The sequence below is a fragment of the Pseudomonas helmanticensis genome (assembly GCF_900182985.1).
Taxonomy (GTDB): Bacteria; Pseudomonadota; Gammaproteobacteria; order Pseudomonadales; family Pseudomonadaceae; genus Aquipseudomonas; species Aquipseudomonas helmanticensis.
On sequence record NZ_FXUY01000001.1, the window covers coordinates 4,790,869 to 4,806,631 of the forward strand.

At 61.0% G+C, this 15,763-nt stretch carries 21 protein-coding genes; 6 read left to right on the plus strand and 15 right to left on the minus strand.

What is annotated here, in order from left to right; translation table 11 throughout:
* Window positions 1–25 precede the first annotated feature (25 nt).
* Complete coding sequence (gene mtgA, locus QOL84_RS21375) at window positions 26–748, minus strand: monofunctional biosynthetic peptidoglycan transglycosylase (RefSeq protein ID WP_283438469.1); 723 nt, start codon at window positions 746–748, stop codon at window positions 26–28.
* 74 nt (window positions 749–822) lie between these two features.
* On the opposite strand from mtgA, the gene QOL84_RS21380 reads away from it, so the two are divergent.
* The 4 genes from QOL84_RS21380 (at window position 823) to trmB (ending at window position 3,176) form a co-directional block, all read left to right on the plus strand.
* Window positions 823–1,194 carry a DUF423 domain-containing protein gene (locus QOL84_RS21380; protein WP_283438470.1) on the plus strand — a complete coding sequence of 124 codons (372 nt, stop codon included), beginning with the start codon at window positions 823–825 and terminating at the stop codon, window positions 1,192–1,194.
* A 191-nt stretch (window positions 1,195–1,385) separates the two neighbouring features.
* Window positions 1,386–1,586, plus strand: a complete 201-nt coding sequence (gene thiS, locus QOL84_RS21385) for a sulfur carrier protein ThiS (protein ID WP_122604433.1) — start codon at window positions 1,386–1,388, stop codon at window positions 1,584–1,586.
* Window positions 1,587–1,646: 60 nt separating this feature from the next.
* The gene (locus tag QOL84_RS21390; protein ID WP_016983239.1) at window positions 1,647–2,441 is read left to right on the plus strand and encodes a thiazole synthase; all 795 of its coding nucleotides are present in this window, start codon (window positions 1,647–1,649) and stop codon (window positions 2,439–2,441) included.
* Between the two features lie 9 nt (window positions 2,442–2,450).
* Entirely contained in the window at window positions 2,451–3,176 is a 726-nt protein-coding gene (trmB, locus tag QOL84_RS21395) for a tRNA (guanosine(46)-N7)-methyltransferase TrmB (RefSeq protein WP_283438471.1), read from the plus strand.
* A 138-nt stretch (window positions 3,177–3,314) separates the two neighbouring features.
* On the opposite strand, the gene QOL84_RS21400 is transcribed toward trmB, so the two are convergent.
* The 10 genes from QOL84_RS21400 to QOL84_RS21445 form a co-directional block, all read right to left on the minus strand.
* Window positions 3,315–3,638, minus strand: coding sequence for a DUF3392 domain-containing protein (locus QOL84_RS21400; RefSeq protein ID WP_034153666.1), 324 nt, complete (start codon window positions 3,636–3,638; stop codon window positions 3,315–3,317).
* Between the two features lie 22 nt (window positions 3,639–3,660).
* The gene (gene hemW / locus QOL84_RS21405) at window positions 3,661–4,866 is read right to left on the minus strand and encodes a radical SAM family heme chaperone HemW (protein ID WP_283438472.1); all 1,206 of its coding nucleotides are present in this window, start codon (window positions 4,864–4,866) and stop codon (window positions 3,661–3,663) included.
* Window positions 4,863–5,459, minus strand: coding sequence for an RdgB/HAM1 family non-canonical purine NTP pyrophosphatase (gene rdgB, locus QOL84_RS21410; protein WP_129395906.1), 597 nt, complete (start codon window positions 5,457–5,459; stop codon window positions 4,863–4,865). The genes hemW and rdgB overlap by 4 nt, the downstream gene beginning before the upstream one ends.
* Window positions 5,456–5,890, minus strand: a complete 435-nt coding sequence (locus QOL84_RS21415; RefSeq protein ID WP_283438473.1) for a DUF4426 domain-containing protein — start codon at window positions 5,888–5,890, stop codon at window positions 5,456–5,458. The genes rdgB and QOL84_RS21415 overlap by 4 nt, the downstream gene beginning before the upstream one ends.
* 26 nt (window positions 5,891–5,916) lie before the next feature.
* Window positions 5,917–6,537: a methionine biosynthesis protein MetW gene (gene metW / locus QOL84_RS21420; protein ID WP_008083798.1), complete on the minus strand. Its 621-nt coding sequence runs from the start codon at window positions 6,535–6,537 to the stop codon at window positions 5,917–5,919.
* A 7-nt stretch (window positions 6,538–6,544) separates the two neighbouring features.
* Window positions 6,545–7,684 (minus strand): homoserine O-succinyltransferase MetX, encoded by a 1,140-nt coding sequence (gene metX / locus QOL84_RS21425; RefSeq protein ID WP_129395904.1) that lies wholly within the window; start codon window positions 7,682–7,684, stop codon window positions 6,545–6,547.
* Between the two features lie 186 nt (window positions 7,685–7,870).
* A complete protein-coding gene (locus QOL84_RS21430) occupies window positions 7,871–8,164 on the minus strand; it encodes a DUF167 domain-containing protein (RefSeq protein WP_283438474.1) in 294 nt (97 codons plus the stop codon).
* Window positions 8,161–8,751, minus strand: coding sequence for a YggT family protein (locus QOL84_RS21435; protein WP_283438475.1), 591 nt, complete (start codon window positions 8,749–8,751; stop codon window positions 8,161–8,163). Before QOL84_RS21435 ends, QOL84_RS21430 begins: the two co-directional genes overlap by 4 nt.
* 10 nt (window positions 8,752–8,761) lie before the next feature.
* Window positions 8,762–9,580 (minus strand): pyrroline-5-carboxylate reductase, encoded by an 819-nt coding sequence (gene proC, locus QOL84_RS21440; protein ID WP_129395901.1) that lies wholly within the window; start codon window positions 9,578–9,580, stop codon window positions 8,762–8,764.
* A 23-nt stretch (window positions 9,581–9,603) separates the two neighbouring features.
* A complete protein-coding gene (locus tag QOL84_RS21445) occupies window positions 9,604–10,290 on the minus strand; it encodes a YggS family pyridoxal phosphate-dependent enzyme (RefSeq protein ID WP_283438476.1) in 687 nt (228 codons plus the stop codon).
* A 56-nt stretch (window positions 10,291–10,346) separates the two neighbouring features.
* On the opposite strand from QOL84_RS21445, the gene QOL84_RS21450 reads away from it, so the two are divergent.
* Window positions 10,347–11,381, plus strand: a complete 1,035-nt coding sequence (locus QOL84_RS21450) for a type IV pilus twitching motility protein PilT (protein ID WP_283438477.1) — start codon at window positions 10,347–10,349, stop codon at window positions 11,379–11,381.
* Between the two features lie 125 nt (window positions 11,382–11,506).
* Here the strand turns inward: QOL84_RS21450 and QOL84_RS21455 are convergent, their stop codons facing one another.
* Window positions 11,507–12,130: a C40 family peptidase gene (locus tag QOL84_RS21455; protein ID WP_129395899.1), complete on the minus strand. Its 624-nt coding sequence runs from the start codon at window positions 12,128–12,130 to the stop codon at window positions 11,507–11,509.
* Window positions 12,131–12,379: 249 nt separating this feature from the next.
* Here QOL84_RS21455 and QOL84_RS21460 point away from each other — a divergent pair, with 249 nt between their 5' ends.
* The gene (locus tag QOL84_RS21460) at window positions 12,380–12,811 is read left to right on the plus strand and encodes an NINE protein (protein WP_129395898.1); all 432 of its coding nucleotides are present in this window, start codon (window positions 12,380–12,382) and stop codon (window positions 12,809–12,811) included.
* Window positions 12,812–12,905: 94 nt separating this feature from the next.
* Here the strand turns inward: QOL84_RS21460 and QOL84_RS21465 are convergent, their stop codons facing one another.
* Genes QOL84_RS21465 through pyrR form a run of 3 tightly spaced genes read right to left on the minus strand, consistent with a single transcriptional unit; the run spans window position 12,906 to window position 15,712 of the window.
* Window positions 12,906–14,177, minus strand: coding sequence for a dihydroorotase (locus QOL84_RS21465; protein ID WP_283438478.1), 1,272 nt, complete (start codon window positions 14,175–14,177; stop codon window positions 12,906–12,908).
* Entirely contained in the window at window positions 14,174–15,178 is a 1,005-nt protein-coding gene (locus QOL84_RS21470) for an aspartate carbamoyltransferase catalytic subunit (RefSeq protein WP_095164512.1), read from the minus strand. Before QOL84_RS21470 ends, QOL84_RS21465 begins: the two co-directional genes overlap by 4 nt.
* 27 nt (window positions 15,179–15,205) lie before the next feature.
* Entirely contained in the window at window positions 15,206–15,712 is a 507-nt protein-coding gene (gene pyrR, locus QOL84_RS21475) for a bifunctional pyr operon transcriptional regulator/uracil phosphoribosyltransferase PyrR (RefSeq protein ID WP_016985973.1), read from the minus strand.
* Window positions 15,713–15,763: the final 51 nt, after the last annotated feature.

Here is a 15,763-nt window from a genome sequence, read left to right on the forward strand (position 1 = left end):
CAGGCTGCGATCTTTTGCTGTTAAATCACTGCGACCAAGGTGCCCGCCGCGAATCGTTGAGGCCCAGCAGATAGCTATCACCACCCAACTGACTCATCTGCTGCCGAATCCACCCGGCCCGACGCGAGACATAAGCGGTCGGATGACTGGCACTCCAGACTCGCGGGTTTGGCAAAACGGCAGCCAGATAACTCGCCTGCTGGCGTGACAACGACTTCGCGCTCACGCCAAAGTGATGGCGGGCCGCGGCTTCGGCCCCAAACACTCCGTCATCCCACTCGACGCTGTTCAGGTACACCTCAAGAATCCGCTGCTTGGGCCAGAACACCTCGATCAGCGCGGTAAACCAGGCTTCGAGGCCTTTGCGCAGATAGCTGCGACCGGCCCAGAGAAACAGGTTCTTCGACACTTGCTGGCTCAAGGTGCTGGCGCCGCGAATCGAGCCGCCCAGTTCGTTATGGGCAAGCGCTGCCTGGATCGCACTGAAGTCAAAACCCCAGTGCTCGGGAAACTTCTGATCCTCGCCAGCCATGACCGCGACCTTGAGGTCGTCGGAGATTTCGTCCCACGGCTTCCATGTGCGTTGCAGGTCAATCGGCTCGCCGTCGACCCAGGATTCGACCTTGCGTTCGACCATCAGCGCCGTGCCCGGCGGCGGCACGAAGCGAAACACCAGCACCAGCAAGACGCTGCCACCCGCGAACCAGAGCAGGGCCTTCGTGAGACGACGGAAAATAGTACGCAGCATAGAGATGGCTTGGCCGAACCCGTGGAGCGGGCCATTATACAGACCCTGCCGATCGAGACTGACTGGAGTTCCCCATGCTGCGTGGCTTTTTGATGCTGGCCGCTTTTTTCGGTTTCACCGGTGTGGCGCTGGGCGCATTTGCCGCCCACGGCCTGAAAAACCGCCTGACCCCCGAATACCTGACGATTTTCCATACCGGCGTTACCTATCAGTTGGTACACACGCTGGCGCTGTTCGGCGTCGCGCTGCTGGCCACGCACGTTCAGGGGCGACTGGTGACCTGGGCCGGCGTGTCGTTCACCGTCGGCATCCTGTTGTTCTCGGGCAGCCTGTATGTGCTGACCACCACCGGTATCAGCAAACTCGGGATCATCACTCCGTTCGGTGGCTTGGCATTCCTGATCGGCTGGCTATGCCTGGGCCTCGCCGCCTGGCGCCTGGCCTGATCTGAAACTGTTCCCGCCTGGCGCCTGATCTGATCTAACTGTTCCCGGTAGGAGCCGCCTGCGGCAGCTCCTACAGTTGGCCGCGTAGACAGGCATTTGCGCGGAGCAAGCGCTTTCAAGACGAATGGCTTGGGTCAGCCTGACTGATCGGGCTAGAATGCCAGCCCCTAAAAATGATGGCGGCATTGCGCATGCGCATTCAGTTGAACGGTGAATCCCTTGAACTGCCCGACGGCGAGACCGTTGCGGCCCTGATCACCCGTCTGGAACTGACCGGACGCCGGGTGGCAGTCGAACTCAATCTGGATATCGTCCCGCGCAGCCAGCATGCCGACACCACGCTCAACGACGGTGACAACGTCGAAGTCGTGCACGCCATCGGCGGCGGCTAGTCGGGCGGCCCGCAAGGGCACAGAATTCTGCAAGACCCTCACCCCTAAAGAGGATTCCCCATGAGCATCGTTCGTAGCGACAAGCCTTTTGTGCTGGCCGGTCGTACTTACCAGTCGCGTTTGCTGGTCGGTACCGGCAAGTACCGTGACATGGAAGAAACCCGCCAGGCCATCGAAGCCTCGGGTGCCGAGATCGTCACCTTCGCCGTGCGCCGCACCAACCTCGGTCAGATCGAAGGCGAGCCGAACCTGCTCGATGTGCTGTCGCCGCAGCGCTACACCTTCCTGCCGAACACCGCCGGTTGCTACGACGCCATCGAAGCCGTGCGCACCTGCCGCCTGGCCCGTGAGTTGCTCGATGGCCACAACCTGGTGAAGCTGGAAGTGCTGGCTGACCAGAAGACCCTGTTCCCCAATGTCATCGAAACCCTGAAAGCCGCGGAAACGCTGGTGAAGGAAGGTTTCGACGTGATGGTCTACACCAGCGATGACCCGATCATCGCCCGTCAGTTGGCGGAAATCGGCTGCATCGCGGTGATGCCGCTGGCCGGTCTGATCGGTTCCGGCCTGGGGATCTGCAATCCGTACAACCTGCAGATCATCCTCGAAGAAGCGAAAATCCCTGTGTTGGTCGATGCCGGTGTCGGCACTGCGTCCGACGCAACCATCGCCATGGAACTGGGTTGCGATGCGGTGCTGATGAACTCGGCCATCGCCCACGCCCAGCAGCCGGTGATGATGGCTGAAGCCATGAAACACGCCATCGTTGCAGGCCGTCTGGCCTACCTCGCTGGCCGTATGCCGAAAAAACTCTATGCCAGCGCCTCTTCGCCGCTGGATGGTCTGATCAAGTAAGAGCCATTGATGACTGAATCGAACGACACGCCTATCCAGACGGAAGAAGGCGACGAGCGCCAACACCGCCGCATCAAGAGTTTCGTGATGCGCGCCGGGCGCATGACCGAAGGCCAGCAAAAAGGTCTGGATCAGGGCACGCCGCTGTTCGTCCTGCCGCTGGCCGACGCGCCGGTGGATTACGATCAGGTGTTCGGCCGTTCGGCACCGCGCTCGCTGGAGATCGGTTTCGGCATGGGCCACTCGCTGCTGGAAATGGCTGCGGCGGCACCGGATCAGGATTTCATTGGCGTTGAGGTTCACCGTCCGGGTGTCGGCGCGCTGCTCAATGGCGTGCTGACGCAAGGTCTGACCAACCTGCGGGTCTACGATTGCGACGCGATCGAAGTGCTCAACCGCTGCATCGCCGACAACAGCCTCGATCGCCTGATGCTGTTTTTCCCGGATCCGTGGCACAAGAGCCGTCACCACAAGCGTCGTATCGTTCAGGCCTCGTTCGCTGAACTGGTGCGCAGCAAGTTGAAGGTTGGCGGCATTCTGCACATGGCCACCGACTGGGAACCGTATGCCGAATACATGCTGGAAGTGATGAACGTCGCCCCGGGCTACCGCAACCTCGCCGAAGACGGCAAGTGCGTGCCACGCCCGGCCGAACGCCCGATCACCAAGTTCGAACGCCGCGGCGAACGTCTTGGCCATGGCGTCTGGGACCTGAAGTTCGAAAAACTCGCTTAAACATCACGCTATGATCGTTCCCACGCTCTGCGTGGGAATGCTGCCCGGGACGCTCTGCGTCCCACAGCGGACGCAGAGCGTCCATTGAGGCATTCCCACGCGGAGCATGGGAACGATCAAAACAGTTTTTTCTTGGGGTTAGCGGCGGTCGGCGACTACGCCGATGAGGACGAGGACTACCAACAACACTGGCGCCAGGCTGTAGTTGTTGAATTGGCTCAAGCCCTTGATCACCCACGGCGTGGCGTAGATCAGTGCTGCGCCGCTGCCGATTACGCACAGCAGCGACATCAGCGGTATGCGCAAGGCCCCGGCGATGCTGCCCAGGCGTTGCTCGACCCAGCCTTTGAAGTCGGCGCCGAACAGCACCAGCAGGCAGCCGACCAGCGCCAGGGCGATTTCCGAGAGGTTGCTGCGGCTCCAGCGGGAGACGGTGGCGAGCAGGTCGAGTATCAAATCCATGCGTTTTCCCTTAGCACTGAAATCAGTTCAGAAATTGTTGCAGCAAGTCGTTGAGGAACAGCTGTCCGCGCTCGGTGGCCGCCAGACGTGACGGTTCGACCTGCAACAGACCGCTTTGTTCTGCCGCTGCCCGGCCTTCGGCAAGGCTTTCCAGCGACAGCCCGGTACGCTCCGGGTACAGGCGCGATTCGACGCCAGCGGTCAGGCGCAAAGCGTTCATCAGAAACTCGAACGGCATCTCGTCATTGGTCAGCGCCTTTTCGCCAGCCTGAAAGCTTTTTACCGGGTTGAGATAGTCCTTCGGCAAACGGGTTTTCCAAGTGCGCACGATGCGCCCGTCGGGATGGCTGAGCTTGCCATGCGCACCCGCGCCGATCCCGATGAAGTCGCCAAAACTCCAGTAATTGAGGTTATGCCGCGCCGGGCGCCCGGCCTGAGCATAAGCCGACACTTCGTATTGCGCGTAACCGTGCTCGGCCAGCAACGCCTGCCCAGCTTCTTGAATGTCCCACAGCGTGTCATCTTCCGGCAGTACCGGCGGCTGATTCCAGAACACCGTGTTCGGCTCCAGTGTCAGCTGATACCAGGAGATGTGCGTCGGATTCAGTTCGATGGCCTGGCGCAGATCGCTCAAGGCATCGTCGAGCGACTGATCCGGCAAGCCGTGCATCAAGTCGAGGTTGAAGTTATCGAACCCGGCCTGACGCGCCATCCCGGCCGCGCGCACTGCTTCGTCACCGTTGTGAATCCGCCCGAGCGCCTTGAGCTTTTCCTGCTGGAAGCTCTGGATACCGATCGACAGGCGATTGATCCCCAGCTTGCGGTAGGCGACAAACTTCTCTTGCTCGAACGTGCCCGGGTTGGCCTCCAGGGTGATTTCGATGTCGTGAGCAAACGGAATGCGCTGCTTGACGCCTTCGAGCAAACGCCCAAGTGCTTCTGCACTGAACAGGCTTGGCGTACCGCCGCCAAAGAAGATCGAGATGATTTCACGGCCGTAAACCGCATGCAGGTCCTGATCGAGATCGGCCAGCAAGGCGTCGACGTATTCCTGCTCCGGCAGCACCGGGCTGGCGGTGTGCGAGTTGAAATCGCAATAAGGGCATTTGCGCACACACCACGGGATGTGGATGTACAGCGCCAGGGGCGGCAGCGTCGGCAACGGCGCCCGAGGCGAAGAGGCGGCGCCGCCGACGATCAGCGACGACGCAGAAGAATCACGGGTCATTTCAAGCCCAGACGCTGGCGCAGCAGATCCATTGCACGGGCGCGGTGGCTGATCTGGTTCTTGTCGGCCGGGCTCAATTCGGCGCTGGACACGTCACGCTCCGGCACCCAGAACAGCGGGTCATAACCGAAACCGTGTTCGCCGCTGGCAGCGGTCAGAATCCGCCCGTGCCACAAGCCTTCGCAGAGGATCGGCAACGGATCGTCGGCATGACGCACCAGCGCCAGCACACAAACAAACTGTGCACCGCGCTCGGCTTCCGGCACGTCCTTCAAGGCGTCGAGCAGTTTCACGTTGTTCGCCGCATCGCCCTTGCCGTCGGCATAACGCGCCGAATAGATGCCCGGCGCACCGCCGAGGAAATCCACCGCCAGACCGGAATCGTCGGCCAGCGCCGGCAATCCGGAAATGCGCGCAGCGTTGCGTGCCTTGAGGATCGCGTTCTCGACGAACGACAGACCGGTTTCTTCCGGCTCGACCTTGCTCCACTCGCCAATCGAGCGCAGTTGCACCGATTCGCCGAGCATGGCCTGAAGTTCTTTGAGTTTGCCGGCGTTATGGCTGGCCAGTACGAGCTGCTTGATGTTCATCATTCGCCGGGAAAGAGTTCTTGGTTGAAATTGATGGTGTTGATCTTGTCGCCGTTCTGCACCTTGATTTCAAAGGTGCGGGTTTCCTGCTGTTCCACCAGATATTGGGCGATGTAGTAAACCGCGCCTTGTTCGGTCACCTGGCGGAAATTCAGCGTCACGCTCTGGCTGGTCAGGTCTTTGACCGTGCCAGTGACGCTGGCGACCAGCGGTTTGCCGTCCTTGATCACCGAGACATTGATCACGCCCTGATTCTTGCTGCGGATCAGCTCGGCAGCCTTGGCGATGTCCGGTTGCAGGTATGTCGAGTTGAAAGTGTTGTAGTGCACCGTCACGTCGCCAAAGGTTTCCTGACGCTCGCCTTTGATGACGTCGGCCGCCAGCGCGCTGGCGCTCAGGCAGGCAGTCAATAACAACAACGTTAAACGACCCATGATCGTGCTCCTCGGAATGACGTGGCTCAGACCGCGACTTTGTGGTCTGCAAGCTGCGGGCTGCTGACGCGGTAGATACCGATCTCACCTAACAGATTAGGCCATAGCTTACTGGCCCACCCGTGGCGGTGCTGTTGATCCACGGCAAGCCGATCAATGACCTTCGCATCACGTTCGCGGCAAAGTTCTTCAAAATCTTCGAAGGTGCAGAAGTGAATGTTCGGCGTGTTGTACCAGGTGTACGGCAGAAACTCGGAGACCGGCATGCGGCCCTTGCTCGCCAAGTACCAGCGGCAGCGCCAGTGGCCGAAGTTGGGGAACGTGATGATGCATTGGCGACCGACCCGGAGCATTTCGTCGAGGATCTTGTCCGGGTAGTGCACGGCTTGCAGGGCCTGGGTCATGACGACGATGTCGAAACTGTTGCTGGCGAAGTTGCCCAGCCCCTTGTCCAGATCCTGCTCGATGACGTTGATGCCTTTGGCCACGCACTCGGCGATGTTGTCGGCGTCGTTTTCCAGGCCATAACCGGTGACGTTCTTGTTGTCGCGCAGCCAGGTCAGCAGCTCGCCGTCACCGCAACCGAGGTCGAGGACGCGGCTGCCGGCGGGGATCCATTCCTGGATGATTTCCAGATCAGCTCTCATGGCTTTCTCACAACGTGATGCGGTTCATGTAATTGCCGAACGCCTGCAAGTAGCGCGGGATCGGAATCAGGAAGGCGTCGTGGCCCTGCGGTGCGTCGATTTCCAGATAGCTGACGTCTTTGCGCGCGGCCATCAACGCATCCACCAGCTCACGCGAACGCGCCGGGGAGAAGCGCCAGTCAGTGGTGAACGACATCACGCAGAACTTGGCCGTGGCGTTTGCAAAGGTTTTTGCCAGGTCATCGTCGAAGTTCGCCGCTGGATCGAAGTAGTCCAGCGCCTTGGTCATCAACAGATAAGTGTTGGCGTCGAAACGGCCGGAGAACTCCTCACCCTGATAACGCAGGTAGCTTTCGACCTGGAACTCGACACTGTGGAAGTCGTAGTTGAGCTTCTCGCTCTTCAGGCCACGGCCGAATTTCTCGCCCATCGAATCGTCGGACAGGTAAGTGATGTGGCCGACCATGCGCGCCAGCATCAAGCCGCGCTTGGGAATCACGCCCGCTTCCTGGAACGAGCCGCCGTGGAATTCCGGGTCAGTGAGGATCGCCTGACGCGCGACTTCGTTGAAGGCGATGTTCTGCGCCGACAGCTTCGGCGCCGAGGCGATGGCCAGGCAGTGACGCACGCGATCTGGATAGGTGATGGTCCATTGCAACGCCTGCATGCCGCCGAGACTGCCGCCGATCACTGCCGCCCACTGGCCGATGCCGAGCAGGTCGGCGAGATGCGCCTGGCTGTGCACCCAGTCTTCCACGGTGAGTACCGGGAAGTCGGCACCGAACGGCTTGCCGGTCTCCGGGTTGATGCTGCTCGGGCCGGTAGAGCCGTTGCAGCCGCCGAGGTTGTTCAGGCTGACCACGAAGAACTTGCTGGTGTCGATCGGTTTGCCGGGGCCGATGCAGCTGTCCCACCAACCGGGCTTGCGGTCGTCGACGCTGTGATAGCCGGCCGCGTGATGATGGCCGGACAAGGCGTGGCAAATCAGCACGGCGTTGCTCGCTTGCGCGTTCAGCGTGCCGTAGGTTTCATAGATCAGGTCATAGGCGGCCAGCGAACGGCCGCAGGCCAGCGCCAGCGGTTCGCTGAAGTGCGCGGTTTGCGGCGTCACCAGACCAACAGAATCGGGGGGAAAGGCAGTTGGCATCGACCCTGCTCTCGTTGAAATGAGGCGTAAGTCTAAAGACCGGGGGGGTTAGCGGCAAGCAACGATCGGGCCCTGATGTGTTCGCTTCTGACCGAGGTGCGGCCATTCGCGAGCAAGCCCGCTCCCACAGGGGATCGCATTCCAATGTGGGAGCGGGCTTGCTCGCGAATGGGGCGACTCGGTGCTTCAGTTTGGGCGCATCAGGTCAGGCAAATCCGGCAACTTTTTCGGCGAGCAGATCTTCACCCGTTTCTGCCGGTTCAACTCACCACTGAGCAAACTGACCTGGCTTTTCGAAACGCCAAACGCCTTGGCCAGAAAGCCCATCAGACAAGCATTGGCCTTGCCCTCGACCGGCGGCGCGGTCAGGCGGATCTTCAGACGATCACCGTGCAGCCCGGCGAAGTCATCGCTGCGGGCTGCCGGTTGCAGGTGACACTCGAGGATCAAGTCGTCACCGTCCCATCGGAACCAGCTCACATCAGCAGGCGGAGGATTTCCGGCATTATCGTCATCGCTGCCAGATTGTTGATCACCAGCATGTCGATCAGCTTCAGTGCGAGGAAGGCGAAGATCGGCGACAGATCCAGACCGCCAAGGTTTGGCAGGATTTTGCGGAAGGGTGCCAGCGCTGGCTCGCAGATCTGGTTGACCAGTTCAGCACCCGGATTGTGGCTGCCCGGCGCGACCCACGACAGAATCACGCTGATGATCAGGGCGAAGAAGAAGATCTTCAGGAACAGCGCGGTCACACCAATGATCGACCAGATGAACAGTTGCAGCGGGTTACCGGTGGTGCCGTAAGTCAGCAGCAGGGTCAGCGCCATCAGCGCCAGTTGCACCAGAATCGCCAATACCAGCGACGACATGTCGAGGCCGAACAGGCTCGGGATGATTCGACGCAGCGGCTTGAGCAGTGGCTGGGTCGCTTTGACGATGAACTGGCACAGCGGGTTGTAGAAGTTCGCCCGCACCAATTGCAGCACGAAACGCAGCAGCACGATCAGCAGGTAAAGGCTGCCGAGGGTTTGCAGCACGTAAACCGCTGCAGTGTTCAATCCAATCATGTAAGGCTCCTTATTTGCCCAGTTGTTCGGCCATTTCGGCCGAGCGGTGCGCGGCGGCGCCGAGTGCGGTTTCGACCAGGGCTTCGAAGCCATTGGCCTGGAATGATTTGATGGCAGCTTCGGTGGTGCCATTTGGCGAGGTCACGCGACGACGCAGTTCGGCTGCGTCAACGTCGCTGGAGGCGGCCATGTGCGCGGCGCCGAGTGCGGTTTGCAGGGTCAGCTGTTCAGCGATGTCTTTTGGCAGGCCGAGTTTGACGCCGGCGGCGGTCATGGCTTCGATCAACAGAAAGAAATACGCCGGACCGGAGCCGGACACCGCAGTGACCGCGTCCAGTTGCTGTTCTTCGTTCAGCCACAGGGCGATGCCCACGGCAGACAGCAGTTCTTCAGCTTGCTGACGCTGTTCGGCGGTGACTTCGCTGGTCGCGTACAAACCGCTGACGCCCTGACGCAGCAGCGCCGGGGTGTTCGGCATGCAGCGCACGATCGGCTGCTCGCCGAGCCACGCGGTCATGCTCGCGCAAGTGATGCCAGCCGCGATGGAGACCACCAGTTGATTGGGTTTCAGGCTTGGGCGAATCGCCTCGCACACGGCTTTCATCGCCTGCGGCTTGACTGCCAGCACAATCACATCGACGCCGTCGATGGCCTGGGCGTTGTCGGCAAAGGTTTCGATGCCGTGTTCGGCGCTGACCTTGGCGCGGGTTTCTTCACCCGGGTCGCTGGCGCGGATCTGCGCCGCTTCCAGACCCTTGGCGCGCAGGCCGCCGATCAAACTGGCCGCCATGTTGCCCGCACCGATAAACGCAATACGTGTGTTGCTCATGTGTGGTCCTTATCTGGAAACGTTCAAGACTGGGAATAATCGCGGGCGCCAAACAGGGCCGTACCGATACGAACCCAAGTGGCGCCTTGGGCAATGGCCGACTCAAGGTCATGGCTCATGCCCATGGACAGTGTGTCGAGTGGTAAGCCGAGGCTCGCCTGCAACTTCTGCACGGCGGCGAATGCCGCGTCTTGCTCGGCGCGGTCTTCAGTCTGCTCGGGAATCGCCATCAAGCCGCGCAGCTTCAGGCGCGGTAACGCGTTGATGGCTTCGGCCAATGCCGGCAGATCGGCCGGGGTGCAGCCAGATTTACTGGCTTCACCGCTGACGTTGACCTGAATGCAGATGTTCAGCGGCGGCAGCTCGGCCGGGCGCTGTTCGGACAGGCGTTGAGCGATTTTCAGGCGATCCACGGAGTGCACCCAGTCGAAATGCTCGGCAATCGCCCGAGTCTTGTTCGATTGAATGGGGCCGATGAAGTGCCAGATCAAGGGCAGATCGGCCAGGTCGAGCTGTTTGCCCAAGGCTTCCTGCAGATAGTTCTCGCCAAAGTCACGCAGGCCGGCGGCGTACGCTTCGCGCAAGGCCTCGGCAGGCTTGGTCTTGCTCACGGCGAGCAATTGAACGCTGTTTTCAGGACGGTGTGCGGCTTGGATCGCGGTCTGGATGCGCGAACCAACGTGGAGAATGTTGTCTGCTATCGTGGACATCAAGAGGCGCCGGCGGTCTGAAGGTTCGCGGCATTCTACTGGAATTGAGGAGCGCTATGGATATCACTGAACTGCTGGCCTTCAGCGCCAAACAAGGCGCTTCCGACCTGCACCTGTCGGCCGGTCTGCCGCCGATGATCCGCGTCGATGGTGATGTGCGGCGGATCAATCTGCCGGCGCTGGATCACAAGCAAGTGCACGAATTGATCTACGACATCATGAACGACACCCAGCGGGTCGACTTCGAGAAACATCTGGAAACCGACTTTTCCTTCGAAGTCCCCGGTGTCGCGCGGTTTCGGGTTAACGCCTTTAACCAGAACCGTGGCGCGGGGGCGGTGTTTCGCACCATCCCGTCGAAAGTGCTGAGCATGGAAGACCTCGGCATGGGCGATGTCTTTCGCAAGATTACCGACGCGCCGCGCGGGCTGGTGCTGGTCACCGGGCCGACCGGTTCGGGCAAGTCGACCACGCTGGCGGCGATGATCGACTACCTCAACAGCCATCGTCATCACCACATCCTGACCATTGAAGATCCGATTGAATTCGTTCACGAATCGCGCAAATGCCTGATCAATCAGCGTGAAGTCCACCGTGATACCCGCAGCTTCGCTACTGCCTTGCGCTCGGCGCTGCGGGAGGACCCGGACGTGATCCTGGTCGGTGAGATGCGCGATCTGGAAACCATTCGCCTGGCGCTGACTGCTGCCGAGACCGGGCACTTGGTGTTTGGCACGCTGCACACGACTTCAGCGGCGAAAACCATCGACCGGGTGGTGGATGTGTTCCCCGGTGACGAGAAGTCGATGGTCCGCTCGATGCTCTCGGAGTCGTTGCTGGCGGTGGTCTCGCAGACGCTGATCAAGAAGATCGGCGGCGGACGGGTGGCGGCGCACGAGATCATGCTGGGGACGTCGGCGATCCGCAACCTGATCCGCGAAGACAAGGTGGCGCAGATGTACTCGGCGATTCAGACCGGTGGCTCGCTGGGGATGCAGACACTGGATATGTGCCTGAAGGATCTGGTGACCAAAGGCTTGATCAGCCGCGAGCATGCGCGGGAGAAGGCGCGTACGCCGGATAATTTCTGAGGGAGTGATCGTTCCCACGCTCTGCGTGGGAATGCAGCCCGGGACGCTCTGCGTCCCTGCCGAAGCGGACGCGGAGCCTCCATTGAGGCATTCCCACGCGGAGCGTGGGAACGATCGGTATGGTGTTAGCGCTGAACGACGCGCATCTGCTTGCTCGCAGGCTCTTTCGGCAACACGCGCTTGGCAACCACGTAATGCTGTTCCCAATACGGCTTGTTCAGCGTATCGATGCTCACCGCTTTGCCACGACGCGGGGCGTGGATGAAGCGGTCGTTGCCCAGGTAGATGGCAACGTGGTTGACCCGACGGCTCTTGATGTTGAAGAAAATCAGGTCGCCCGGCTTCAGATCCTTGCGCTCGACTTTCTCGCCGTGGCCGCTGGCCATGGCGTTGGAGGTGCGTGGCAGGTCGAACGTGGCGTCGTTGAACGCGTATTTCACCAGGCCGCTGCAATCGAAGCCTTTACTTGGGCTGCTGCCGCCCCAACGATAAGGTGTACCGAGGACGTTCACCGCACGGCTCAGCACATTGCTGCTTTCCTTGCTCGCCATCGGTGGCACCAGCTTGCTGTGGCTCTTGCTGCTCAGCGTGGTGGTTTTGCTTTTGCTGCTTTTGCTCGATGGAGCCGAAGCATGGGATTTAGGGGTGAAGCCGTTAACGTTGGGAAGACGTTGCTCACGATTGGTGGCGTGGGCGGCCAGTGGCATTAATAGGCAGATGGTTAGCCATGTCTTGAAAAATGGTCGCATTAGGCGTGGCTCTTCAGTGATAGCGCGCAACTTTATAACAGCTTTTTTGTCCCTTCTGAGTCCGTTGGTCGATTCAGCTTGTGGGCAACGGAACCAAATAAGCGGCAGATTGACGCGATTGTCGGACACAAGTGCGGTGTAATAAGGCTTTGCGCAAGGTGTAACAGTGAAGAGCCACTTGTCGGCTCGACACAAAAAAGTCACAGAAAGTCCGAAAAAATTTATCTATCGAGGCAAATGAGGTCATCCATGAACCGCTATCAGCAGGTTGCACAACCCCAGGATACGCACAGCAAGGTGATCGGTTATCTGCTGTGGATTTTTGGCTTTACCGGTGCTCATCGTTTTTATTACGGCAAGCCGGTGACCGGGACGATCTGGTTTTTCACCTTCGGTTTGCTCGGGATTGGCTGGTTGATCGACGTGTTCCTGATCCCGGCGATGGATCGCGAGGCGGATCTGCGTTTTACCGCAGGGCCGATCGAATACAACGTGGCGTGGATTCTGCTGACGTTCCTCGGCGCGCTGGGCGTGCACCGGATGTATCAAGGCAAGTGGATCAGCGGACTGATCTATCTGTTGACGGGCGGGTTGTTCTTTCTGGGGGTGCTGTATGACTTCTGGACGCTGAACGATCAGGTTTCCGTGCGCAACGCTGAGAATCGCGGCGCTTTCCAATAAGCCTTCGCGAGCAAGCCCGCTCCCACAGGGGATTCGTGTCGATCACAGATCCAATGTGGGAGCGGGCTTGCTCGCGAATGCAGGCAACCCGGTATCAAGCCTGGTGGCTGATCCGGCCATCCACCAGGGTATAGCGAACCACCCCAGGCAATGTATGCCCGATGAACGGGCAGTTCTCACCCTTCGACAGCCAATTCTCACCAGCCACCGTCGAAGCCTGCGGATCGAACAGCACGATATCCGCCGCCCCACCGACCGCCAGCTTGCCCGCCGGCAGGCGCAATGCCTCAGCCGGGCCAGCGCTCAGACGCGCCAGCAGCGTCGGCAGATCCAGCAAACCGTCCTCAACCAGCGTCATCGCCAGCGGCAGCAACAGCTCAACACTGCTGATGCCCGGCTCGGTTGCGCCGAACGGCGCCAGCTTGGCGTCACGCTCGTGCGGCTGGTGATGGCTGGAGATCGCCGAGACCACACCGGACTTCACTGCTGCACGCAGACCATCACGGTCAGCGCGAGTGCGCAGCGGCGGCTGCACGTGATACAGGCTGCTGAAGTCGATCAGCGCTTCGTCAGTCAGAATCAACTGATACAACGCGACATCCGCCGTCACCTGCAAGCCACGGGCCTGCGCCTGCGCGATCAGCGCCACGCCGCGAGCGCTGGTCAACTGGCTGAAGTGTGCACGCACGCCGGTTTGCTCGACCAGCAGCAGGTCCCGGGCCAGGGCCACGGTTTCAGCGGTTTCCGGAATCCCCGGCAGACCGAGGAAGCTGGCCACCGCGCCTTCGTGAGCCAGACCACCCTCTGCCAGATCATGATCCTGCGAGTTGAAGATGACGGTCAGGTCGAAGGTCGCTGCGTATTCCAGCGCCCGGCACAGTGTGCGGGTGTTGCGGAAGCTCTCCAGGCCGTTGCCGAACGCCACGCAACCAGCGTCGCGCAACGCGACCAGCTCAGCCAGTTGCTCGCCGTCCAGACCTTTGCTCAGCGCGCCAATCGGGAACACCTTGGTGTTGCCGGCTTCGCGGGCGCGGTCGAGGATCAGCTCGGCCACGGCGGAGGTGTCGAGCACCGGTTTGGTTTTTGGTGGGCAGCACAGGCTGGTCACGCCACCGGCGGCGGCGGCGCGGGTTTCGCTGATGATCGAGCCTTTGCGGCTGTAACCCGGCTCGCGCAGGGCCACGTTCAGATCGACCAGGCCCGGAGCGGCAACGAGGCCTTGGGCATCGATGGTTTCTACTGCCGTGAAACCCGCTGGGGCGCCGCCGAGGGCGACGATCTTGCAGGCTTCAACGTGAATGTCGGTGACTTGATCCAGGCCGCTGCTTGGATCGATGACGCGTGCGCCGAGAATGCTGAGCTTCACTGGGCGTTCTCCTGCTCGAATTGGCGCTGGGCGGTCTGCCCGCTCATGGCCATGGACAACACGGCCATACGAATCGCGATGCCGTAGGTGACCTGATTGAGGATCACCGAGTGCGGGCCGTCGGCCACTGCGGACTCGATCTCCACCCCGCGGTTGATCGGCCCCGGGTGCATGACGATGCAATCGGGTTTAGCCCCGGCCAGACGTGCGGTGGTCAGGCCGAACAGCCGGTAGAACTCGCCTTCGCTCGGCAGCAGGCCGCCGGTCATGCGTTCACGCTGCAGGCGCAACATGATCACCACGTCGACGTCTTTGAGGCCTTCGGTCATGTCGGTGTAGACCTTCACGCCGTATTGCTCGATGCCGATCGGCAGCAAGGTTTTCGGCGCGATCACGCGGATGTCCGGGCAACCGAGGGTTTTCAACGCGAGCATGTTCGAACGCGCGACCCGCGAGTGCAGGATGTCGCCGACGATGGCCACCGAAAGGTTTTCGAAGCTGCCCTTGTGCCGACGAATGGTGAGCATGTCGAGCATGCCCTGCGTCGGATGCGCGTGACGGCCGTCGCCACCGTTGATGATCGCCACTTGCGGGCAAACATGTTCGGCAATGAAGTGCGCAGCGCCGGAATCACCGTGGCGCACGACGAACATGTCGGCGGCCATGGCTTCGAGGTTGCGCAGGGTGTCGAGCAGGGTTTCGCCCTTGCTTGCCGACGAGGTCGACACGTTCAGGGTGATCACGTCCGCCGACAGCCGCTGGGCCGCCAGTTCGAAGGTGGTGCGGGTGCGTGTGGAGTTTTCGAAGAATACGTTGCAAACGGTCTTGCCGCGCAGCAACGGGACCTTCTTCACCGCCCGGGCACCGACTTCGAGGAACGAGTCGGCAGTGTCGAGGATTTCCGTCAGCAACTCGCGGCGCAGGCCGTCGAGCGAGAGGAAGTGGCGCAGCTGGCCCTGATCATTGAGCTGCAGCGGGCGCTTGGTATCTAGAGGCGTCATCGCGAAGGGGACTCTCAATAGGGCGGATTAAAGGTTGAAGTCTTGCAGTTCGAGCGTCAGCGGCTCGGGGCCGGACAGCTTCACCCGTTCGTGAGCGGCCAGCGACAAGGTTGCGCCGACCACGTTGGGGCGGATCGGCAGCTCACCGGCGTCCAGATCCAGCAGGCAGACCAGGGTCACGCTGGCCGGGCGGCCGTAGTCGAACAATTCGTTCATGGCGGCGCGGATGGTGCGGCCGCTCATCAGTACGTCGTCGATCAGCACCAGATGCTGGCCTTCGATCTCGAAGGGCAGGGCTGACGGGCGCACTTGCGGGTGCAGGCCGTTCTGGCTGAAGTCGTCGCGGTAGAAGGACACGTCCAGCGTGCCCAGTGGCGCGTCGCTGCCCAATTCCTTGAGCAGAGCCTGCGCGACCCAGATGCCGCCAGTGCGAATGCCGATGTAACGCGGTTCAGAGATTTCACGCTGGGCAAGGTGCGCCTTGAGGCGGGTCGCCATCTGGCTGATCAGATCGGCGGGATTTGGCAGGCTCATGGTTGCTCCTTGTTGGGGGCGAGCCGGGTCCTTGGACGCGGCTCGGTTTTT